At 67.4% G+C, this 21283-nt stretch carries 17 protein-coding genes and 1 pseudogene; 5 read left to right on the forward strand and 13 right to left on the reverse strand.

The genetic code is table 11. The features are described 5' to 3' along the window. Positions 1-448 precede the first annotated feature (448 nt). The 6 genes from ACYVDG_RS14970 to ACYVDG_RS14995 form a co-directional block, all read right to left on the reverse strand. A complete protein-coding gene (locus ACYVDG_RS14970) occupies positions 449-1453 on the reverse strand; it encodes an NADP-dependent oxidoreductase (RefSeq protein WP_460752066.1) in 1005 nt (334 codons plus the stop codon). A gap of 74 nt (positions 1454-1527) precedes the next feature. Next, complete coding sequence (locus ACYVDG_RS14975; RefSeq protein WP_460751730.1) at positions 1528-2352, reverse strand: hypothetical protein; 825 nt, start codon at positions 2350-2352, stop codon at positions 1528-1530. A 2-nt stretch (positions 2353-2354) separates the two neighbouring features. Further along, the gene (locus ACYVDG_RS14980) at positions 2355-4523 is read right to left on the reverse strand and encodes a hydantoinase B/oxoprolinase family protein (RefSeq protein WP_460751735.1); all 2169 of its coding nucleotides are present in this window, start codon (positions 4521-4523) and stop codon (positions 2355-2357) included. Then, positions 4520-6652, reverse strand: a complete 2133-nt coding sequence (locus ACYVDG_RS14985) for a hydantoinase/oxoprolinase family protein (protein WP_460751738.1) — start codon at positions 6650-6652, stop codon at positions 4520-4522. The genes ACYVDG_RS14980 and ACYVDG_RS14985 overlap by 4 nt, the downstream gene beginning before the upstream one ends. Beyond that, positions 6652-7005, reverse strand: coding sequence for an acetone carboxylase subunit gamma (locus ACYVDG_RS14990; protein WP_460751741.1), 354 nt, complete (start codon positions 7003-7005; stop codon positions 6652-6654). The genes ACYVDG_RS14985 and ACYVDG_RS14990 overlap by 1 nt, the downstream gene beginning before the upstream one ends. Then, on the reverse strand, positions 7005-8840 hold the full coding sequence (locus ACYVDG_RS14995; RefSeq protein WP_460751744.1) for a hydantoinase/oxoprolinase family protein: 1836 nt from the start codon (positions 8838-8840) through the stop codon (positions 7005-7007). The genes ACYVDG_RS14990 and ACYVDG_RS14995 overlap by 1 nt, the downstream gene beginning before the upstream one ends. Before the next feature lie 292 nt (positions 8841-9132). On the opposite strand from ACYVDG_RS14995, the gene ACYVDG_RS15000 reads away from it, so the two are divergent. Further along, positions 9133-10323, forward strand: coding sequence for a PucR family transcriptional regulator (locus ACYVDG_RS15000; RefSeq protein ID WP_460751747.1), 1191 nt, complete (start codon positions 9133-9135; stop codon positions 10321-10323). A 19-nt stretch (positions 10324-10342) separates the two neighbouring features. Here the strand turns inward: ACYVDG_RS15000 and ACYVDG_RS15005 are convergent, their stop codons facing one another. From ACYVDG_RS15005 to ACYVDG_RS15025, 5 genes are read right to left on the reverse strand one after another with little or no spacing between them, the layout of a single operon-like run. Continuing rightward, on the reverse strand, positions 10343-11116 hold the full coding sequence (locus ACYVDG_RS15005; RefSeq protein WP_460751750.1) for an SDR family oxidoreductase: 774 nt from the start codon (positions 11114-11116) through the stop codon (positions 10343-10345). A gap of 17 nt (positions 11117-11133) precedes the next feature. Continuing rightward, the gene (locus ACYVDG_RS15010) at positions 11134-11940 is read right to left on the reverse strand and encodes an SDR family NAD(P)-dependent oxidoreductase (protein WP_460751753.1); all 807 of its coding nucleotides are present in this window, start codon (positions 11938-11940) and stop codon (positions 11134-11136) included. Continuing rightward, on the reverse strand, positions 11940-12722 hold the full coding sequence (locus ACYVDG_RS15015; RefSeq protein ID WP_460751757.1) for a crotonase/enoyl-CoA hydratase family protein: 783 nt from the start codon (positions 12720-12722) through the stop codon (positions 11940-11942). Before ACYVDG_RS15015 ends, ACYVDG_RS15010 begins: the two co-directional genes overlap by 1 nt. Beyond that, positions 12719-13912 (reverse strand): lipid-transfer protein, encoded by a 1194-nt coding sequence (locus ACYVDG_RS15020; RefSeq protein WP_460751760.1) that lies wholly within the window; start codon positions 13910-13912, stop codon positions 12719-12721. The genes ACYVDG_RS15015 and ACYVDG_RS15020 overlap by 4 nt, the downstream gene beginning before the upstream one ends. Before the next feature lie 8 nt (positions 13913-13920). Continuing rightward, positions 13921-15468 carry a class I adenylate-forming enzyme family protein gene (locus tag ACYVDG_RS15025; protein WP_460751763.1) on the reverse strand — a complete coding sequence of 516 codons (1548 nt, stop codon included), beginning with the start codon at positions 15466-15468 and terminating at the stop codon, positions 13921-13923. 185 nt (positions 15469-15653) lie between these two features. On the opposite strand from ACYVDG_RS15025, the gene ACYVDG_RS15030 reads away from it, so the two are divergent. After that, positions 15654-16715, forward strand: coding sequence for an AraC family transcriptional regulator (locus ACYVDG_RS15030; RefSeq protein ID WP_460751766.1), 1062 nt, complete (start codon positions 15654-15656; stop codon positions 16713-16715). Between the two features lie 117 nt (positions 16716-16832). On the opposite strand, the pseudogene ACYVDG_RS15035 reads toward ACYVDG_RS15030, so the two are convergent. Then, positions 16833-16937 (reverse strand): annotated as a pseudogene (locus ACYVDG_RS15035) (DUF397 domain-containing protein); the annotation flags it as partial. 57 nt (positions 16938-16994) lie between these two features. Then, on the reverse strand, positions 16995-17885 hold the full coding sequence (locus ACYVDG_RS15040) for an EamA family transporter (protein WP_460751769.1): 891 nt from the start codon (positions 17883-17885) through the stop codon (positions 16995-16997). A gap of 73 nt (positions 17886-17958) precedes the next feature. On the opposite strand from ACYVDG_RS15040, the gene ACYVDG_RS15045 reads away from it, so the two are divergent. The 3 genes from ACYVDG_RS15045 to ACYVDG_RS15055 all read left to right on the forward strand — a co-directional run bounded on the left by ACYVDG_RS15045 (position 17959) and on the right by ACYVDG_RS15055 (position 21222). Then, complete coding sequence (locus tag ACYVDG_RS15045; RefSeq protein ID WP_460751772.1) at positions 17959-18876, forward strand: LysR family transcriptional regulator; 918 nt, start codon at positions 17959-17961, stop codon at positions 18874-18876. 182 nt (positions 18877-19058) lie between these two features. After that, positions 19059-20408 carry a hypothetical protein gene (locus tag ACYVDG_RS15050; protein WP_460751776.1) on the forward strand — a complete coding sequence of 450 codons (1350 nt, stop codon included), beginning with the start codon at positions 19059-19061 and terminating at the stop codon, positions 20406-20408. 196 nt (positions 20409-20604) lie between these two features. Continuing rightward, positions 20605-21222: a hypothetical protein gene (locus ACYVDG_RS15055; RefSeq protein WP_460751781.1), complete on the forward strand. Its 618-nt coding sequence runs from the start codon at positions 20605-20607 to the stop codon at positions 21220-21222. Positions 21223-21283: the final 61 nt, after the last annotated feature.

Consider the following 21283-nt stretch of genomic DNA (forward strand, 5'->3'; position numbering starts at 1 on the left):
CCGCTACGCTGATGTCAGCGGCCACCGCCTGGGTTTTCGTTGTCTTCACAACCATCGATGATCACGCGGTGGCCGTCCGTGTGTCTGGTGTTTCCCCAGATCAAAGGCTTGTCGTGCTGTCATTTCCGGCGAATAGTTCCAGGTCAGGGCAAACCGGATCTACAACTGGAGTACTAGACCCAGAGCACGATCCTCCCCCCTCCCGGCGTCGGTGCTCAGGGTCTGTTCGATCGGGTCGTACCTGAGTTTCATTCCCGCCGCTCGGCATGCGGCGACCTGGTCGGGTACACGACGGGGGAAATCGACCTCCTCCAAGGGAACACCCGCTGGTGCTGAGACCCTGATCAGGAGCGGGCCGAGGCGACCAATGACCGCGTCCTCACGAACGAAGACGTCGCGTGGCTTATGCCCGATCAGGGGTCGTGCCGAGCGAAGGAGCAGTTCCCCCTCACACGCGCACCAACATCTTGCCGAAGTTGGCGCCCGTGAAGAGCCCGAGGAAGGCGCGAGGCATGTTCTCGACCCCCTCCACGGCGGTCTCCCGCAGGCGCAATTGGCCCGAGGCCAGCCACTGGCGGGCCTGGGCCTCGAACTCGCTCCTGCGGTCGTCGAAGTCGTGGACAACGAACCCGCGCAGGCTCAACCGCTTGCCTACGGCCAGAACCAGGTTGTTCGGCCCCGAGGCCGGCTCGGTGTCGTTGTAACCAGCGATCGCCCCGCACAGGGCCACACGCCCGAACACACGCATCGACGAGAGCGCCGCACGCAGATGGTCACCCCCGACGTTGTCGAAGTAGACGTCCACCCCTTCCGGTGCCGCGGCGCGCAACTGCTCACGCACCGAACCGTCCCGGTAGTCGAACGCGGCATCGAACCCGAGTTCGTCGCGCAGGTACTCCACCTTTTCGGTCGACCCGGCTGAACCCACCACACGGCGAGCCCCCCGTAGCCGGGCGAACTGACCGACCAGTCCCCCGACCGCGCCCGCCGCGCCCGAGACGAAAACCGTATCGCCCGGCCGCATGGCCGCAATGTCCAAGAGCCCGAAGTAGGCCGTTCGCCCGGGGAGCCCCATCAAGCCCAGGTGGGCCGAAGCGGGCACAGTCTCGGTGTCCACGCGTCGGAAGCGGTCCGCCCCGCCCGTGGCGTACTCCCGCCAGCCGTAGTAGTGCAGAACCGACTCTCCGACGGGCAGGACCGCGGACCTGGAGGCGACCACAGTACCGACCGCCCCTCCCTCCATCACCTCGCCCAGCGTGAACGGGGCGACGTAGGATTTGGCGTCGATCATCCTGCCGCGCATGTACGGGTCCACCGACAAATAGTCGTTGCGTACCACCACCTGTCCCGGCTCGGGCGGGGCCACATCCTCCCGGGCCACTTCGAAGTCGTCCTCGGTCGGGGTACCCACGGGTCTGCGGCGCAGCCGCACGACGGTCCCGCTCCTGGCCACGGCCTCTCCTGCAGTGGTCACGTCCGTACTCCTCAGCTCCTCGGCTCCACTGGGCCGACCGCCCCGTGGAGGTCTTATCGTTTGCGCTCGCCCGCGGCCCGCAAGAGGCTCATGTCGCTCTCGGCCGGCAGCGGCCCCTCACTGACCAGCAACGGCAGCTCGGCTTCCGAGTGCGGGGCCGTCTGCGCGGCCCACTCACGCCACAGCTGTGCGAACGAGACCGCCCCGGGCGCCGACCGGAAACACTCGGGCGCGATCAACGCCGCGCCGCGCCCGTCACGGGCCAAGGCGTGCGCCGAATACCCCGACACGTTCGCCCCCGCACCCCCGCACAGGACTCCGGGTACACCGAGCATCTCCAGCCGGCGCACGAGCGGCACGTGGGCATCGGCCACGTCCGGTTGGTCCGGCTCCCCGATCTCGGGCTCCCACACCAAGACCCTGTGCGCGCCCGCGGCGATGTAGGCCGAGACCAGTTCGGCCAGCACGTCCCCGCAGTCGGCCAGGACGTCGGCGTCCAAGCCTTGCCCTTCGGTGCGGTTCTCGGTGAGGGTCGAGCACAGTCCCGCGGGACCGGTCACCGAGACCGCCACCGTGCCGTTGGGGTACAGCCCCGCCAGGATCTCGACCAGCGCGACCACCCGGGAGACCGGCGCGGTCCTGGCCAGCTGCGTGTCGACCAGGTCCCCCAGGTCCGTGGATGCGGTGCCGTCGGCGACCAGGCCGCGCACGGCACTCGCCTCGAGCTCGGGGGCGTGGTGGGTCAGGACCCAATCGGGCCGCACCAGTGAGATGGCCTCTTTGAGCTGGTAGGCCCCCCGTTCGGGGTCCTCGCACACGCTGACCGGTTCGGTCGCCATCCTCGCGGCGACCTCGTTCAGTACCGGAGCGAAGAGCATGTCTACTGCGCACCGGCACGGCTGGCGCGGGCGCCGGTGTCGGCCTCCCAGTCCCAGCTTCCGAGGTAGCCGACGTCTTCGGGCGGAGCGTTACGGCGCCACTGGGCGACGAAGTCGTCGTAGGAGGAGCTCCTGGCGAGCCGCTCCTGTCGTTCGGCTGCCCGGGCCTGCTCGGTGCGGGCCGCGTCCAGCTCCATGCTCTGCTCGTCCCAGACCAGGTGGTAGACCGAGCGGGCGACCTCGGGGCTGATGAGTTCGCGGCGCAGATCCTTCATCGCCTCGGCGGGGTCGCGTTCTAGGGGGTCGCCGTAGCCTCCTCCGCCGCCGACCCGTTGGATCCAGATGTCGCCCTCCACCAGGGGGTCGACCGGATTCACCGGGTTGCTCCGCGTGTACTCGCCCGGTAGGGGTCGGTTCTTGACCATGGACGCGGCTTCGTAGGTCAGCCCTTTAGCGCCCTGGCCCAGCCACTCCAGGACCGCTTCCACCCCACCCTCGGGCCGAATCTTCACCAAGGGGGTGCAGGGCCCGCCGTATCCGCCGAACATGCCGCCGGAGACCGGGAAGCGCCCACCCGTGCTGGTGATGCCGAATGCGAAGGCCTGGCTGCCGTAGAGCATGTAGGCCCATTCGACCGAGGCCCCGCCGCGGAATCGGCCGAACCCGTGGTTGTCCGCGGGGATGTCACGCCACAGCCCGAACATCGGCAGTTCCGACTCGCGGATCTCCATTTCACCCCAGTCGGAAACCGGTGCGAAGACCGGTCCTGCAGCGTGCTCGCCGTCCTGGTCGCACCGCGCACCACCGCCCGCGGCGTTCATCTCGGTCGAGGCGTTGGCGGTCATCTGCATGTGCTGGGTGAGCCCGCCGAACTGCAGGGTGGGGATCATCGCATACCACGGGGCCATGGGTTTGGCCCCTCCGGGTGCGGAGAACATGGCCTTGGTGACCGCCTGGTGCAGCGCGGCGTTGAGGGCGAACATGGTCACCAGTGACAGCGAGGTGGGCTGTTCCTCATTGGCGGTCAGGATCGAGTCCGGTTCCAATTCGTAATCCAGGGCCGAGATGAAACCGGCGGTGCGCGGCAGGTCACCGTAAAGGAAATTCATAAACAAATTTCCCACGATCGCCCGCGTGAAATGCGACTGGGCATTCAGGGCCCGGTCGATCGAGGGTGAACTGCCCTTGGTGCGCAGGGTCAGCCGGTCTCCGCGCTTTTCGAATTCGACGCTGAGCTTGAACAACCGCTCCTCCAACAGCGTGCTGTCGCCGAAATGCACACCCCGGTAGATGCCGTCCGGCCACTGGGAGATGCGCCGGCGGACCTCGGCCTCGGTCGATTCCAGGACCGAGCGCATGGTGGCGATGAGCAGTTCGGGTGAACGGTCGGCCATCATCTCGCGCAGCCGCCGCTCCACCATGCGTGCAGCGGCGAGTTTGGAACGGATGTCGGTCAGCCACAGCATGGGGTCGCGCACCTGGTTCTGGAACAGGTTCACCACGTCGCGTCGCAGCACGTAGTCCTGGCCGATGCGCATGGGGGGAATGCGCACGCCCTCGCCGTACTTGGTGGTCGCCCGGAACGCGAATCCGCCCGGGTCTTCGGCCGCCCCGTTCTCGCCCTCGTGCACGATGGCCCCGATCCAGGCCACGTGCTCGCCTTCCCAGAACAGCGGCAGCAGCAGCGTGTGGTCGGGGTTGTGGGTGCCGCCGTAGTTGGCGTCGTTGTGGTAGAAGATATCGCCCTCGGCGATACCCACCGTCGGTTCGTTGGCCCAGTACCGGTTGATGAACTTGGGCACGGACGAGGTGGTCGCCGAGAACATGTTGACACCACTGGAGGTGGCGATCGAGAAGTCGCCCTCCTTGGTGTAGATACCGATGATCAGGTCGCCCCACTTGGCCGCAGACGAGGCGCTGATCTGCTGCAGCATCTCCATCGAGGACTCCATGATCGCCTCCGTCCGGCTCAGCCCGATGGCCAGGTCGGTCGGATCGGTGATCGAGGCCAGGGCTTGGTCCTCGCGCGGGGTCCGCGGCCGCAGCCGGTACTCCTCGGTGAGTTCGGAGTCCGGACCGTACATCACCGGTTGGTTGTCGAGGAGGTCGGTCAGGAAGTCCTCGGCGCCGGTTTGCGACGCATGATCGGCGCTCGGTTCGGTCGTGCTCATGACCTGTCCTCCTGAAGCATCCTGAAGAAGCCGTTCTGGTCCATTTCGCCCCGCCATCCGGGTTCGACCACGATGGTCGTGTCGGGGGCCTCGATGATCGCGGGCCCCTGCACGCTGTGGCCCGGTTCGAGGGCGGCGTAGTAGTAGACATTGGTCGCCAGTGCCTCCGGCTCGCCCTCCCACCAGCACTCGCGTGAGGTCTTCAGAGCGTCCTGGACACCGCCCGTGGCGGGTGCGAACTCCGCCAGGCGGGGAGCCGGACGCGGTATCCACGCGCGCAGCCGGATCGCGTCGATGGACACGCCGGTCTCCCGGGTCAGGGCCAGGTCACCGAACCGGTCGCCGTACTCGGCGAAGTAGGCCTTGATGACGGCGGCGACGTCGTCGCGGCCCTCGATGCGTGTCACGGGGCTGGTGATGGTCACCACGGTTAGTTGGCCCGCGGCGCGAATGTCCAACTCCACCGACGTTCGGATGTCCTCGGGGCCGTAACCTTGGCCGCTGAAGTCCGTGAGCGTGTCGTCGTGGAAGTCCTCGACGATGGTGTTGAAGCGCTCGTGGTCGTTGAACAGTTGCTTGGTCAACGGGTTGAACAGCGGCATCCACACCGACTGCTCGTAGATGTGCATGCGTTCCAGGCCCGCGGCGCCTGATGCGGAAAACACCGAGCTGTGCGGTGGGATGACGACCTCGCGCGCGTCCAGGGCCCCCGCGTATCCGCAGGCGTGCATCGGCCCGCCGCCACCGAACGAGAACACGGCGAACTCGCGCGGGTCGTAGCCCTTGATGGTGATCTCCTTGAAGATCTCCGCCCCCATGGCTTCATCGACCAGCCTGCGGATCTGTCGGGCCGCCTCTCGGGTGGGGATACCCAGGGGTTTGGCGATACGGCGGTAGATCGCCCGTTCGGCCCGGCGCAGGTCCAGGGGCAACCGGCCGCCGTGGTAGTTGACCGGGTCGAGGTAGCCCAGGACGAGGTTGGCGTCGGTGACCGTCGGCTCGGTCCCACCCTGCCCGTAGCAGGCAGGTCCGGGGGTGGATCCGGCGGACTCCGGGCCGATGGCGATCCCGGCGATCGGGTCCAGGCGCGCGATCGAACCGCCGCCGGCGCCGATCGCGCTGATGTCCATCATGGGCAGTTGGACGCGCCAGCGGTCGATCACCGGGTTGAAATCCATGAATCGGACGGAGCCGCGGACGACGACCCCGATGTCGAAGGAGGTGCCGCCCATGTCTGTGGTGACGACCTTGTCCAGGTCCAGCGTCTGGGCGTGGTGCCGGGACCCGTACAGGCCCGCGACCGGGCCCGCGTGCACGGTCTGGATGGGGGTGGTCCCTGCCAGGTCGCCCATGCCGCCGCTGTTGTGCACGAGCAGGAGTTCGCCTCGGTAGCCGCGATCGCGCAGTTCGTCGCGCAGGGCCGACAACCGGTCGGAGGTGAATCGGTGCAGGTAGGCGTCGATCGTGGTCGTCATCGACCTCGCGTACTCCCCCGCGCGGCGCGAGACCTCGTGCGAGAGGATCGTGGGGAAGCGGCCGAGGTAGGTGTTGGGGTATTCCTCCTCGATGACCTGGCGCACCAGCTGTTCGTGCTCGGGGTTGACGTGGCCGTTGAGCAGGCAGACCACGAAGCCTCGAACGCCCTGGTCCACCAGGTCGAGGACCTGTTCGCGGATCTCTTCCGCCTCTAGGGGGATGATGACCTTGCCGGTGTAGTCCACGCGTTCGGTCAGCGCGACGATCTGCTCGGGCTCGATGAGCGGGGTGGGGCGTTGGGCCCGGGACAGGTCTCGGGCGGTGGTGGTGGGCAAGCCGTCCGCCCACTGCCGGCACCGACCGATGGGGACGATGTCCCGGTGGCCCCTGGTGGTCAGCAGACCCAGCCGCGGTCCGGTGTGCTCGATCAGGGCGTTGGTCCCCAGCGTGGTGGCATACCGAATCATCCGTGTGCGGCGCAACAGCTCGTCTACGTCCAGGTCGAGTGAGCCGGCGATGTCGTCGATCGCCCGGAGGAAGCCCAAGGACAGGTCGTGGTGGGTGGTCATGGCCTTGGCGGTGACCACACCTGCCCCGTCGGTGGTGGCCATGCAATCGGTGAAGGTCCCACCGATGTCGACGTTGATTTCCATTATCGCACCTGTTTCTGGTCCCCGTGGCTGACACGTGCTGCGTAGGCGTCCACATCGATGTCGATGTCCCTGGTCAGGGGGTGGCCCGGCGGCAGGTACTCGGTTTCCACCTGTGTTGCACAGCCCGGGCAGTAGTACTCGACGATCCGGCACCAGGCCGGGTCGGGGGCGTAGGTGTGCTCGCCGTCGAAACCCGGAGGGTAGATGTCGCGGGGATCACGGTCGTAGAGCCGCAGGCAGCGCTTGTAATCGTCGTCGGCCGAACCGAGGGTGCGGTCGCAGCGCTCGCAGTGCCAGGTTCGGGCATCGAGGTCGATGTAGAGGTACTCGGTGACCCGCAGACGCCGGTCCATCACTTACTCCTTGCGTTGACGGTCGTGAGCCGCATCGCACCGTGCTCGTCCAGGCTCAGCGTCCACTCCGGCGGGACCGCGCAGGTGGTGTCCTGCGAATCAACCAGGGCCGGGCCTTCGACCGTGCCCAGGCCGGCCAGCCCCGCCCGTTGGATCACCGTGGTCGTCAGCGGCCCGTAGTCGGGCCAGTGCACGGTCGCCGACTCCGTCCTCGTCGGCTCCGGGCCCGGAGTCACGTCGGGCCCGCGCCCCAGCTCCAGGTGCGGCAGCTCGTGGGTGCCCTCCACCGCAATCCACCGAGCCCCCTCGTGCTCGTACTCCTGCGTCTGCAGGGTCACGTCTTCTTGTTTGATGCCCTCGCCGCGCATGTCGCGCAGCACCCGCCGCCGTAGGGCCTGCTCGTCGGCCTCCTCGGCCCTGGCCTGGTGGCGATGCCGGATGTCGACCGTGGACGCGCCGAACGCGGAAAAGACCGGGGAGAAGGGCAGGATGAGGATGTCGGTGATGCCTGCCGCCTGGGCGATCGACGCGCAGTGCGTGGCGCCGTTGCCGCCGAAAGCCAGCGCCGTTACCGAACCCGGACCCAGGTCCCGGTCGGCCAATTCGGCGGCCAGGCGCCGGCCTGCGTCGGTGTGCACCGTGTCCAGCACGAACTGGGCGATCTGCTCGATGGTGCACTCGCTCGCCCGGGCCATGGGCTCGAACGCCCGCCGGGCCGCATCCACCTGGATCTGCATCCCCGTGGCGCGGAAGGACTCCGGACGCAGGATGCCCAGCACCACGTCGGCGTCGGTCAGTGTGGGGGACTCACCGCCGCGCCCGAAGCAGGCGGGGCCAGGCTGGGCCCCCGCGCTCTGGGGGCCCACGCGTACCGAGGATCCATCCAGCCAGGCGATCGAACCGCCACCGACCCCCAGGGGGACCAGCGCGGGCAGGGCGAACGAGATCTCAACACCCGCGACCAGGCCGTGCTCGTGCATGGGGATCGCGCCCCGCTCCAGCACGCCCAGGTCCAGGCTCGTTCCCCCCATGTCGAGGGTGACCATGTTCTCGATCCCGTAATGCTCGGCCACCGCCTGAGCCCCCAGCAGGCCCGCGGTCGGACCCGAGTTGTAGGTCTTGGCCGCCACGGTGCGCGCTACGCGCGCCGCGCCGCCGTCGTTGTGCACGATCCGCAGCGGGCGGGCATAGCCCTGATCGCGTAGGTAGTCCTCCGCGCGGTAGAGGAAATCGGCCACGTCGGGGTGGACGTAGGCGTTGAACAGCGCCGTCGCCCTGCCGCGCGCGGCATCCTCGTCCTCGGTCACCTCACAGGACAACAGCAGCGGCACCGAGTCCAGGCAGTGCCGTGGATAGTGCTCGGCAAAGAGCTGGGCCAGGGAACGCTCCGCATCACGTCGGCCGGCCACCTCGCCCTCCTGGGAGGAGCCCACCAGACCCCGGGCCCCCTCACCCAACAGCGAGCGGACTGCGTGCAGTCGGCTCTGCTCGCTCTGGTCGACCTCGGCGACCATGCTCGGGTCGACGAACAGGCTGATCTTCTCCTGTTCCACGTCCACGTCGCCGTCGGCGATCAGCCCCAGACGGGGGCCGCTGCGTTGGATCACCGTGTTCGTTCCCACGGTGGTCGCGTACCGGATGGACGCTGTCTCACGCAGCATGCCCCGGACCGTGGTCCCCAGAGTCTGGGCCGCTGCCTCCATCACGTTCCGGAAGCACACGGCCAAATCGTGTGGGGTCGTCAGTGTTTTGACCGTGTGGGCGACACCGTCGCGTACGACGAAGCCGTCGGTGAACGTGCCTCCCGTATCAATGTCGATGGTCGTAACCGCCATGTCTCTCCTCTCCAGCGCCGCGACCTGCCGGGCACCGCCCCGAACCGGAGCGTGGGTATTACCTTTGTCACAAGACGCACGAGCCTCAATGGGCGTGAGGACCACTGTTCAGTGGCGTCAGCGAACAACCGGCATTCGCGCCACGACCAGCACCGGAACGATGCGCACGAGCGAAAATTCTCTGCGCGTGAGCGCATGTCAGGCGGCGGCGCCGTGAATAGCTTGAGCTGCCATGGGCCGACCAGGAGTAAGCGAAATCACACCGACAAGTTCCGACCCCCCTCAGGAGCCGATGGCGTGGATGGCGTACTGGCTCGCCCGCGAATCAGACCGGCTCTTGGAATTGACACGCGAAGAGCTGGCCCGGCAGCTGCCGGAGCTGGCCATCGGTCGAAACGACGCCCACCGCCTCATCGGTGAAGCGGTCCACGTCCACCTTCAAGCCCTGGGCGCTTGCCAGGATCACGCGGAACGGGGACGGGTAGCCCTGCCGTCGGTCCTGGATCGGTACACGCGGGCCCTGGCCCGGCACGAGACGGTGTCCCAATCGGTGCTGTTGCGCTCCTTCGAGCGCATTCATTCCACGCTCTGGCGAGAAATCATGGGGGCCTTGCGCACCGGGCGCTACAGCTTGCCCGCCCTACGTCGCGCGGAGGTGCTCGAAAGGGTGTCCGAGTACCTCTTCGACTACTTCCAGGTAGCGATCCAGCAGACCTCGCACTCCTACACCAGTGAGCGGACCCTGCTCGACAGGCGCGCAGCCTCTCGCCGTTCGGAGGTGGTGCTGGATGTGCTGGCCTCCAACACCGACCAGCACACGGCCGAGCGGGCACTGAAGTACGACTTCAACGCGGTCCACGTCGGCTACGTCGCCTGGGTGGAGAACCCTTCCGAACTCGACCGGCTCGACGGGATCGGCACCACCCTCTGCGAGCAGCTCAGGCCGCGCCAGCACCTGAGCGTGCCGATCGGCACCCGGACCGTGTTCGGCTGGTTCACCTGCCCCGGCGACCAATGGCGCGCCGTGGCCCGGGACAAACCCCTTCCTCCCGGGACCCACATGGCCTGGGGCGCCCCCCACGAGGGTTTCGCCGGGTTCTGCGCCACCCACACCGATGCTCTGGAGACCAAGCGCGTCAGCGGCGCCCTCGAAGCCACCGGCTCGCTCCTCTTCGACGACGTAGCCGTCATCTCCCTGGCCTCGCGGGACCTGGCTTCGGCCCACGCCTTCGTAAGCCGGGAACTGGGCCAGCTCGCATCCGGAAGCGCCACCTCGCCACGGTTGCTGCAGACCTTGCGGGTCTACCTGGAAGAACTCGCCAGTCCCACCAGGTCGGCCCGCAGACTCCACGTGCACCACAACACCGTGATCAAGAGGGTGGAGCGCATCGAGGAACTCCTGGGGCGGACCGTCGACCCGGCGAGCCTGTCCCTGCGGGTGGCGGTCGAACTCGCGCCGCTGGTCGGCGCGGACCGGGCCTGAGCCGGGTCCGCGCCCGAACTCACGTGCAGTCGCTGACCCCGCCGTCCAGCGGGATGAGCGTACCGGTGAGGTAGGCCCCTGCGCGTGAGGACAAAAACAGGGTGGTGCCCACGATGTCCTCGGGGCGGCCGGTTCTGCCGCGGGGGATGGAGGCCTCCAGTTCCTGCCGGGCGTCCTGGTCCTCAAGGATGAACGCGCTCATCCTGCTGGCGAAGTACCCGGGGGCGATGGTGTTGACCGTGATGTGGTCCCCGGTCAGACGGCGGGCGAGGTGGCGCGAGAGCATGTGCGCCCCGGCCTTGGTCGCACTGTAGGCGTAGTTCTCCAGGTCGGTGGGTTTGGTTCCGGCAAGGGAGCCGATGTTGATCACCCGCGCAGGGTCCTCATCCGAGCCTGTGGCCCGCAGGGACGGAAGGAGCGCGACGGTGAGCCGGAAGAGGCCGACGAGGTTGAGGTTGACCAACTTGTCCCAGGCGGCGTCGGGAAAGTCCTCCAGGGGCGCACCCCAGGTCGTTCCCGCGTTGTTGACCAGGATGTGCAGGCCGTCGAATCGTTCCCGCACGGCTTCGGCCAGCGCGACGGCGCCGTGTTCGGCGGACACGTCCGCGGGCACGGGCACGCACTCACCGAAATGGCTGAGTTCGGCCGCCGTTTCCTCGCAAGCCTGCGGCTTGCGGGAAGAAACGATCACCCGGGCGCCGGCCTTGACGAGTCCTTCGGCGATCATCCTGCCGATGCCGCTGGTGCCACCAGTGACCACAGCGGTCTTTCCCTCGACACTGAACAGTGACATCTCGATCTCCCGGCCGTTCACAGCGTCACCGAGTATCCGCCGTTGACGGCCATGGTCTGGCCGGTGATCCAACCGGCTGCGGTCGAGGCCAGGAACACGATCATCCCTGAGGCGTCCGCAGGCTCACCGAACCGTCGCACCATGTACTTGGACAGCACACGCTTGTTAGTTTCCTCATCGCCTAGAAAGCCGTCCGTGGCGGGAGTTCGTGTAGCTCCTAGGGCGACACTGTTCGCTGTCACCAGGTGGCGTCCTCCGGCCCTGGCCAGGGCCCTCGTCAGGCCCGCCGCGCCGGCCTTGGCGGCCGAGTACGCTTCCAACCCGCCGACCTCGCCGACCCGCCCGGCATCTGAAATCACGGTGACGATCCGGCCGCCGGAACCCTCTTCGACCATCTGGGCCATCGCGTGCCGGCTGCAGTTCAGGACACCGTGCAGGTTGACCCCGATCGAGGGATCCCACTGCTCCGGTCCCTGTTCCCAGAACGGCATCGCCGGTGGCGCGGCGCCGCTGCCCCCTTGGTTCCCGGCGTTGTTGACCAGGACACTGATCGGACCGTACTCTTTCCGCACCCGGGTGAACATCTCACCCACCGCGGCGAAGTCCACGACGTCGCATGGCGCTCCGAGCGCGGGCACACCCTGTTCGCGTATTTCCTGGGCGACCATCTCGGCGCGCTGCTCGCTCACGTCGTTGACAACGACCGCATCGGCCCCGGCGGCGGCCAGGTCCAGGGCGACCTGGCGCCCCACGCCCCGGCCCGCGCCGGTCACGAGTGCGACCCCGGGCCCGAGGCGGAGCGCGCCCTCTTCCTGATCTGTCATCAGCGTCCCTTCCAGACCGGGGCGCGCTTTTCTCCGAACGCGGCCACCCCTTCGCGGTAGTCCTGTGAGTGCAGAACTCGTGTGACGTAGGTGTCCTGGCGATCCCAACTCTCGGTGTCGGACCAGGCGTTGCTCTCGCGGATGACGGCCTTGCTCGCCGTGACCGCGACCGGGCCGGCCGCGGCCACCTCCTCGGCCAACTCCAGGGCCACATCCAGCGCGGATTCTGGCTCGGCGAGCCGGTTGACCAGGCCGAGTTCGCACAAGCGCTCGGCCGGCCAAGAGGCGCCCGTCAGCGCTAGTTCCATCGCCGCCGCATAGGGAAGGCGTCGGGGCAGGCGGAAGAGCCCGCCCCCCATGGCCAGGGCACCGTGTTTGACCTCGGGCATGCCCATCTTGGCCGTGCGCGAGGCGACCAGGAGGTCACAGGCCAGGCAGATCTCCAGCCCGCCGCCCACCGCGTATCCTTCCACCGCGGCGATGAGGGGTTTGGTCGGCGGCATTTTCATCAGACCGCCCCCTCCGCGCCGCTGCGTCGTGCCGAGTTCGCCCCGGGCCGCTGCAATCAGATCCTGGCCCGCGCAGAACACACCCCCTGCGCCAGTGATCACGGCGACGCGGAGTTCGTCCTCGTCCTCGAACCGGTCGATGGCAGACTCCATCGCATAGGCGGTGTCCCGGTCGAAGGAGTTGCGGCGCTCGGGGCGGTTGATCGTCAAGACCGCGACCGGGCCCCTGCGTTCGAACAGCACCAGGTCCGACCGGAGAGTGGACTCGCTCATACTTCGGCCTTTCTGTAGAGGGTGACCACGCCGGCGGTGCCGATGCCCAGGTTGTGTGCCAAGGCGACACGGGCGTCGTTCACCTGCCGCCCGGCGGCCTGACCGCGCAGTTGCCAGCTGAGTTCGGCGCACTGGGCCAGGCCGGTCGCGCCGAGGGGGTGGCCCTTGGAGATCAGTCCGCCAGAGGGGTTGACGACCCACGTGCCCCCGTGGGCGGTGGCGCCCTGCTCGATGAGCCTGCCGCCTTCTCCCTCGGGGCACAGCCCCAGGGCCTCGTAGGTGAGGATCTCGTTGATGGAGAAACAGTCGTGCAGCTCGATGACGTCGACCTCGTCCGGGCCCAGCTGTGCCTGTTCGTAGGCGGCGCGCGCCGCCCTGGCAGAGACGTCCCGGCCGACGATGTCCTGGACGCTGCCCGACTCGAAGGTGGTAGCCGTGTCGCTGGCCATCTCCTGCGCGAGGATCTCGACCGCTTGGCCGGCCAGGCCGTGACGGTCGACGAAGTCCTCCGAGACGATCAGGGCTGCCGCGGCCCCGTCCGAGGTCGGCGAGCACTGCAACTTGGTCAAGGGGTCGCAGACCAGGGTGGAGGAAAGGACCTCCTCCAGCGAGTAGGCGTCCCTGAACTGGGCGTAGGGGTTGTCCGCGGAATGGCGGTGGTTCTTGACCGCCACCGCTGCAAGGTGCTCGGCCGTGGTGCCGAACCGTTCCATGTGTTCCAGCGCCGCTGCGCGGAACAGATCCAGCACGATCGGTGCGCCCGTGGACTCACGAAGGGAGGCAGCCACCTCGACGAACCTGTCGACCGGGTTGATGACGTGCGGGTGCGCGGAAGCCCCGAGCGAACCGGGTTGCATCTGCTCGAAACCCAGCGCCAAGACACAGTCGGCCAACCCGCCCTGGACGAGTTGGCGGGCGTAGAACAAGGCCGAGGAACCGCTCGCACAGTTGTTGTTCACGTTCATCACGGGGATGCCCGTCATGCCCAGTTCGTAGACCGCCCGCTGGCCGGCGGTCGAATCGGCATGGACGTAGCCGACACAGGCCTGCTCCACTTCGGGGTAGGTGATCCCCGCGTCCTTGAGTGCGGCCGTACCGGCCGTGTGCGCGAGTTCGGGGTAGGTGGACTCGGTCCGACCGGGCTTGGTGAATTCGGTCATCCCGACGCCCACGACGAAGGCGCGTCGCATAGGAGCACTCACCCTTCCTGGGTCGTGCTCTTGGGGGCGTAGAGCTCGCGCACCTGGCGGCGCGCCACCTTGCCGAGCCCGGTCTTGGGCAGTTCCTCACCGAACCGGACGAGGGTGACCCGCTTGACAGAACCGAGCCTGTCCCTGGTCCACTGGATCAGTTCGTCCTCGGTCACCTCGGCCCCTTGGACCGGTACGACCAGGGCCATCGGAGTCTCGCCCCACTTGTCGTGGGGGATGCCCACGACCCCTACCTCCCGCACGGCGGGGTGGGCGGCCAGGGCGTTCTCCACCTCCGCGGGCCACACGTTGAGTCCGCCGGAGATGATCATGTCCTCTTTGCGGTCGGTGAGGAACAAGTATCCGTGCTCGTCGAGGTAGCCCATGTCCTTGGTCAGGACCGAGCCGTCGGAGAGCTTGCGCTCCTTGGTCGCCTCCGGGTGGCCCCAGATCGAGGTGAACGCGGTCGGGGTGCGGGCGGCGACCTCACCGACCTGGCCGGTCGGCACCGGTTTGCCATCGGCGTCCACGACGGTGATGACCGTGTTCGGCGTGGGCTTTCCGGCCGAGCGCAGCCACTTGCCGTTCTGCGCCCTGTGATCCTCGTCGGGCAGGTGGGTGAGAGGAGCGCCCTCGCTCTGGCCGTAGATCTGGTGGAGGATGTCGCCGAACACCTGCCGGGCCTGGCGCGAGGCGGTCTCGGTCATGGGCGAGCCCCCGTAAACGAACAGCCGCAACGTGCTCAGGTCGAACTCCGCAACGGAGGGGTGCTGCGCGGCCAGTTGGACCATCGTGGGCACACCGAAGGTGACGGTGCAGTGGTGCTCCTCGATGGCCCTGAGGAACACGTCCGGATCGAACGCACGCAGCAGTACGAGGCAGCCACCCGCCGTGAGAACGGCAGGCATCATCATGATGCTGGAGTGGGTGAGCGGCCCCGCGATGAGGTAGCGGTCCCCCGGTGTCATCTGGGGCAGGGCCGCCTGCATCTCCGTGCCCACCGCGGTCCAGGCACGCACCGAGTGCATGATGGGCTTGGGTCGGCCGGTGGTACCCGCCGAGAAGCGAATGGTCTGGGGCTTTTCCGCATCGACTCCGACCCCCCGGTCCGCTGTAGAGGCGCCGACCATAAGCTCTTCGTAGTCGAGCACGCCCTCAGGTACCTCGCCGTCGAAGACGATCACGTGGCGCAAACCGGAAACTGAGCCCAGGTGCGGAGCGATTCCCTCGTAGTGCCGCCGTTGCACGAGCAACACCGAGACACCGACATCGTTCAGCAGGGCAGCGTTGACCTGAGGACTGTTGTGGGTGAACAGCGAGCACCGTACCCGCCCGCCCAGAGCCACACCGAGGATCTGCTCCACGGTCTCGGGACTGTTGTCGGTCAGTGTCGCCACGCACTCGCCCGATTCGACCCCGAGGCCGTGGAGCGCGTTGTCGAGCCTGCACGCCCGCTGATACAGCTCGGCGTAGCTCAACACGGTGCCGTCGCACAACATCGCCGGGTTGTCCGCAAATGCCCGGACACCCTTCCTGATCAGTGTCGCAAGATCCATTCCATAATCCTTCCGATGAGCAAAAGCCACATAGAGAGCGCACCCAGCAGCTATGGTTGTGCGACAACTCTCACCTCGAGCGTTGACTTCGACGCTAGAAGTGGCGACACTGCGGAACAATGGACCGACCTGACACCTATCGGTGGTGAGGCAGCACAATGGACCGGTCGCTGTTGGACGACTCCGTGACTGACCGACCGCAAGACTGGGGAGACTTCGCCGTGCCCTCACCGGGTTCGGAGGAGCGGCGACAGGTAGCCACCGTCCGTCCCGAGAGCACGTCCACGCTGGGGATGTCCGGTGAGGACGCCATGGGGTTGTGGCAGGACCTGATCGCCGACTACCAGTGCCTGATGAGTTACGAATTCGCCGAGGGGCGCGAATTCCGGGCACAGGCCTTCCGAGGCAGAACGGCCCTGCACCAGTTCGTCAGCTGGTCCTCCGACTCGGTCGTGTACCGCAGGAAACACGCACACATCCGTAAAGACGGCTGTGACTCCTATCGGCTTCTCGTGCCCCTCTCCGGTGTGCTGACCCTGGATCAGGCGTCACGGCAAGTGCGATTGCCCACGGGCACGGCCTCTCTGCTGACCTTCTCCCAACCGTTCCTACTTCACAACACGGTCCAAGCTCAGCAGGTCGCCCTCACCCTCGACCGCGACCAGATCGACGCCCGGATCAACGGGCCCGCCACCGTCGCACACCCACTGGATCTGACCACCGGCTTGGGCAGCGTCGTACACAGCTTGCTGCACAGTCTCCTCGACCAGCACCGCAGCCTCACCCCTTCGGAGTTCAACGCGGTGGCCGACCGCCTGGTCGAGCTCCTGTGCCTGGTCCTGGCCGGGGACGCCCGCCCGACGGTGTCTGGGCAACTCGCCCAGGTCGAAGCGGCCGTCCACCGCTACGTGCGGCTGCATGCCGAGGAAAGCGACCTCAATGGGGAGTCCATGGCCCGGGCGCTGGGATGGTCTCTGCGGCAAGTCCAGTTGGCTCTCAAGGAGGCGGGTACCACACCCCGGGAGGTCATCCGTGAGGAGCGACTCGCGCTGGCGCGCGACCGGCTCACCAGCGCTGCCTTCAGCCAGGTCTCGATTAGCGAGATGGCACACCGCTGCGGCTTCACCTCGGTCAGCGCATTCAGTACTGCTTTCAGGCAGCGTTTCGGGATCTCCCCCCGGGAGCTGCGCCGGGTTCACCGCGAGGGCGCTTACCAACGACCGGCCAGGGACTCGAACTGCGGGTAGCGGTCTCTGACGGATGCTCCGATGGTCCGTCGCTGGCCGACTACTGAGTTCCGCGGGCGGCACGTGCCAGCTCAGCGGGGAGAGAACCCGGGTGGCGTCGGCCCCGGCCTCGCCTCACTGGACAGCGGCCTTCTCCTCGCTCAGGTACTCCTCGGGGATATCGAACTCGCCGTCGCGGGTGCCCAGGACGAAGGCCGCCCACTCGGCGGGGCTGAAGAACAGAGCCTGCGACATCTCCGGTACCGGGCGATTCCTACGCCAGCCAAAGACCGAGGGTCATCACGCTCTCCTTGCTGTCCCACCGGCCTGTTCAGATGCACCTGGTTCCTGATCCCCAGGTTGTGCGGACTTGCTGAACGCCACGGCTCCTGCGCTGGCCGCCCCGACGCATACCAGCGCCAGCCACTGCAGGGGGCTCAGGTACTCAGCAAGGATCAGTGTCCCGGCGAGCCCGGCAGCCGCGGGTTCGAGACTCTGCATCACACCGACCGTGCGGGGCGTTATGCGCCGCAGCGCGGCCAGCTCCAATGAGTAGGGCAGAACCGAGGCCAGAACCGCTACGACCAGCCCGATGAAGAGCACCCACGGTGTGAGCAGCCCGGATCCGGATTCGACCACTCCGGCGGGCACGGTCAGTACCGCTGCCCATATGAGGGCCCACGCGAGTGGAGCGGCCGTAACGGTGCCTGCACCGGCGCGCCTGCTCAGCAGCAAGTAGGCGACCATCGACACCCCTGAGGCCAGAGCCAGGAGCAGTCCTGTCAGGGCGTAGTCCGCTTCGGCTGGGCGGTAGAACAGCCACAGTCCGGCACCGGCGACGACGGCGAAGCCGATATCGCGTAGCCGCCGAGATGTCAGTAGGGCCAACGTGATCGGCCCCAGCAGTTGCAGGGATGTCGCCAGTCCCAGTGGCAGGTACACCAGTGCGGGATAGACCAGGTTCATGCCCGCGATGGCGGTGCCGAAGCCCAGCACCAATCCCAGTTCCCCACGGCTTCTGGGCAGTGCTGGGCGCACCACGGCCATCAGCACCACTGCTGCAAGGCCCAGACGCAGCGCGACGACGCCTGCCGGGCCGATCTGTTCGAACAGGCCTTTGCCCAGGGCCTGGCCGAACTGCACACTCAGCACGCTGCCCAGCACCAGCACCGAGGCGGGAAACCTAGTCATGCTCCCAGCCTCATCCCAGGGATCCATTAAGGTCAATCAACACTAAATGGAGATAACCATGTAATCTAGCTACATGATGAAAGTCCGTGGAGTGAAGGCCCTACAGGCCGTGGCCGAGCACGGCACCGTCACCGCGGCAGCCGCAGCTTTGAACTTCACCCCCTCGGCCCTGTCTCAGCAGATCGGCCAACTATCCACCGAACTCGGCACCGATCTGCTGGAGCGGCAGGGAAGGGGGGTCGAACTGACTCCTGCCGCTCATCTGCTGCTGCACAGGGCCCAGGAGATGAGCGCCTTCTGGGAAGAGACCAAAGCTCAGGTTGCCGCATCTACGAGGGCTGCGCTTGGTCAGCTCCGATTCTGCGGCGTCTCTTCAGCGATCGCTGCATACATCGCACCCGCCGCCACCCGCCTGAGGGAATCGCACTCCGGGATCGAGACCCTGATCAGGGAAGAAGAAAGCGCGGACTGCTATCGCCTTCTGGCGGCTGAGAAGACTGACATCGCGGTGGCCCTGCCCACCCCGGATTCACCACACCGCTCCGATGCGCGCTTCGACCAGCAACCGCTCATCGACGATCCACAGGATCTTCTGGTTCCGGAGGGCCACCCGTTGGCCCGGGATGGCGTTCAGCTCTCCGAAGCAGCGTCCGACCCCTGGATCGCCAAGCGCCACGACAACGACACGCATGCGCTCCTGACCGTGGCATGTGCCTCGGCGGGTTTCACTCCTCGCATCACCCACGAAGCCAAAGAATGGTACGCGGTCTCAGCACTGGTCTCCGAAGGCCTCGGCCTCTGCTTGATTCCGAGGATGGTGCCCCTCCCTGCGGACCATCGGGTGGTTCGCGTGCCCCTCACGGGTCCTGCGAGACCGTCTCGACGGATCATCACCTGTGTACGGCGCGGGAGCGCACAACACCCCAGCGTCGAGGCCGGCCTCAATGCACTCAACCGGGTGGCGCACAGTCAGCAAGCCGCGACCGACTAGTCGAGTCGTGCCGGAAACCTGGCGCCGGGAACCAGCGGTCTCGGCACCCCCGAGGGGATTCCCCCGACGGATCCTTCGAGGCACTGACGCCCCGAACTCTTTGGCGCGCCCCCATGGTGCTCCCGTCCCCGCCGGGGGAAGCTGAGTGCTTCGGGAGACGAACGCGCCCTGAGGAGGGTGGAATGGCACGTCAGGTGATGCGCTGGGCCAGTGCCGTGGCTGCTGCCGTCATCGCGGGACCCGCGATGACCGCGGCCTCGGCCGCGGACACCGGCTCGGACGGGGAACTGAGCAGCGGCCCGGGCAACGGTTGGCAGCTGGTCCATGAGGAAGGCTTCGAAGAGGTCGCGCAGTACGACGACACCGGGTGGTTCCCTGACAAGGACGGCCCGTCGAGCCCCTACGACGTGGACGGCTACGACAACGACGGCGACTACTTCCGCACCATCGGCGGCCCGTCGTTCGACGAGCACCTGGACAGCATCGACCTGTACCGGCGCTCGTTCTCCTTCGGCGACGACGGCTGGCTCACGGCCGAACTCGCCAAGCGCGGGGACACCGACGGCGACGAGCCCGCCTTCTCCAGCGACGAGGTTCCCGGCTCCGGGCCTGCCGGACTGTTCGAGAACCCCTCCCACGACGGCGGTGTCGTCCTGCGCTCCACCGACGAACTCCCCGAGGAGTACCGGGTCGAGGTCACGCTGAAGACGATCGACTTCGGCGGCCAGCGGGACGGCGAATGGGACTACGACGGCAAGGTGAACGGCTACGAGCCCTCTGACTGCAAGACCAACTTCCCCTGGGGCGCGTCGGGTGACTTCACCCCGCCGGAGTGCGAGTGGCACGACGTGACCACCGACTCCAACGGCTTCTACTTCCTGTCGATCATGGACTACGAGCGGCCCGCCCCGCGCAACAACGTGTTCATCCACAACCACCGCAAGGTCGTCATGGACGGCTACAACCGCTACGAGTTCACCGGCGACGGCCTGCGCTACTGCGACGCCGACTCCGGCGAGCTCCAGCCCTACGAATGGGGCAGCGGCAACGGCGTGAACATGCTCTTCATGACCGACGAGCGGCGCTGGGACGACCAGCCCGGCACGGAGTACGTCATGGACAGCGAGTGCGGCACCGAAGTCGGCGGCGGCATCGTCAGCCAGGCCGACCTCGTCCCCGAGGCCATGCCCGACCGGGACTACGTCTTCGCCGTCGAGCGCCGCGACGGCCACTACGTCTTGGAGGTCTCCGGCGAATTCCGGCACATCGGCGAGCACACCCTCCGCTACGAGCGCCCCTTCGACGACGGCGAGCACCCCGTCTGGCACTACAACCAGACCGCCGACGAGTACTCCGGTGAGCACAACACCGACTGGACCTACCCCTCGCCGGAGGGCACGTACGTCGACGAGGACGTCTGGCCGGACGGCTCCGCCTACCCCGACTACTTCCTCATCGGCCAGCCCCACATGAACTTCTACGAGGGCAGCGCCCACATCGACGACCTGCGACTCTACGTCCCGGAGGATTGACCCGCACCGGGCGACCCTGTCGGCTACTCCCGAGGGCGTAGCTGCTGCCCCGGGATCCCTCGCCGTGCGCAGGCGCAGAAGTAGCCCGGGACAGGATGCCGACAGGGTCGCGTACGGAGAAGGTGGGTGGATCTCGGCCATGCGCCTACCGGCCGAGGCCGGGTCCGTTTCGGCCGCGGAAGTGGAGTGATGTGTGATGTTGCTGGTGGAGCTCTATTTGCCCAAGGGCGTTCTCAGCCCCCAACAGCGCGAGCAGCTCGCACACCGACTCGTCGAGTTCATGGACGAGGACGAACACTCCCCGACGGTTCTCGAGGATTCGCGAGCCCTCACCCAGGTCATGCTGCTGGAGCCCGAGACGTGGATTGCCGGCGACCGGGCTGTGGGCCGTCAGAACACGCGGTACGTCGCACGGGTCAGTGTGCCGGCGCCGTGGGTGAAGCAGGTGCGCGAGGAGGTGGTCCAGCGCTTCACCCGGATCATCCTCGACGCGGCGAAGGAGGCCGCTCCCGACGACCGGCCCCGGATATGGGTCGAGGTCCGGGGCGTCCGTGACGGTAGCTGGGGGATGGACGGACAGACGTTGTCGACACCGGAGATCGCGCGGTTGGTCACCCAGCGGCGACGCGCGGAGGTCCGAGGGCGGGGCCCTGTTCCCGGACCGCGCCTGGGAACGGTGCACGATCCGGTCTGCGACATGGTGGTCGAAATGGGCGAGGCGGCGATCACCCTGGTGCACGACGGCGAGGTCTACGGCTACTGCACGAAAGGCTGCCGCAAGCTCCACGCCCAGGAGTTGGGCACGCAGACCTGAGGACGTTGACCACCTGTTGGAGGCCCGGGAGACGGAACCGTTTCCCGCCGACCGCAGGGTT

It is taken from the genome of Nocardiopsis oceani (genome assembly GCF_054777395.1).

What these genes read in the sequence shown, in the direction of transcription:
- ACYVDG_RS14975 (WP_460751730.1), bottom strand. Translation starts at nt 2,352, where the DNA reads ATGCTCTTCGCTCCGGTACTGAACGAGGTCGCCGCGAGGATGGCGACC.
- ACYVDG_RS14980 (WP_460751735.1), bottom strand. Translation starts at nt 4,523, where the DNA reads ATGAGCACGACCGAACCGAGCGCCGATCATGCGTCGCAAACCGGCGCC.
- ACYVDG_RS14985 (WP_460751738.1), bottom strand. Translation starts at nt 6,652, where the DNA reads ATGGAAATCAACGTCGACATCGGTGGGACCTTCACCGATTGCATGGCC.
- ACYVDG_RS14990 (WP_460751741.1), bottom strand. Translation starts at nt 7,005, where the DNA reads ATGGACCGGCGTCTGCGGGTCACCGAGTACCTCTACATCGACCTCGAT.
- ACYVDG_RS14995 (WP_460751744.1), bottom strand. Translation starts at nt 8,840, where the DNA reads ATGGCGGTTACGACCATCGACATTGATACGGGAGGCACGTTCACCGAC.
- ACYVDG_RS15000 (WP_460751747.1), top strand. Translation starts at nt 9,133, where the DNA reads ATGGCGTGGATGGCGTACTGGCTCGCCCGCGAATCAGACCGGCTCTTG.
- ACYVDG_RS15005 (WP_460751750.1), bottom strand. Translation starts at nt 11,116, where the DNA reads ATGTCACTGTTCAGTGTCGAGGGAAAGACCGCTGTGGTCACTGGTGGC.
- ACYVDG_RS15010 (WP_460751753.1), bottom strand. Translation starts at nt 11,940, where the DNA reads ATGACAGATCAGGAAGAGGGCGCGCTCCGCCTCGGGCCCGGGGTCGCA.
- ACYVDG_RS15015 (WP_460751757.1), bottom strand. Translation starts at nt 12,722, where the DNA reads ATGAGCGAGTCCACTCTCCGGTCGGACCTGGTGCTGTTCGAACGCAGG.
- ACYVDG_RS15020 (WP_460751760.1), bottom strand. Translation starts at nt 13,912, where the DNA reads ATGCGACGCGCCTTCGTCGTGGGCGTCGGGATGACCGAATTCACCAAG.
- ACYVDG_RS15025 (WP_460751763.1), bottom strand. Translation starts at nt 15,468, where the DNA reads ATGGATCTTGCGACACTGATCAGGAAGGGTGTCCGGGCATTTGCGGAC.
- ACYVDG_RS15040 (WP_460751769.1), bottom strand. Translation starts at nt 17,885, where the DNA reads ATGACTAGGTTTCCCGCCTCGGTGCTGGTGCTGGGCAGCGTGCTGAGT.
- ACYVDG_RS15045 (WP_460751772.1), top strand. Translation starts at nt 17,959, where the DNA reads ATGATGAAAGTCCGTGGAGTGAAGGCCCTACAGGCCGTGGCCGAGCAC.
- ACYVDG_RS15050 (WP_460751776.1), top strand. Translation starts at nt 19,059, where the DNA reads ATGGCACGTCAGGTGATGCGCTGGGCCAGTGCCGTGGCTGCTGCCGTC.
- ACYVDG_RS15055 (WP_460751781.1), top strand. Translation starts at nt 20,605, where the DNA reads ATGTTGCTGGTGGAGCTCTATTTGCCCAAGGGCGTTCTCAGCCCCCAA.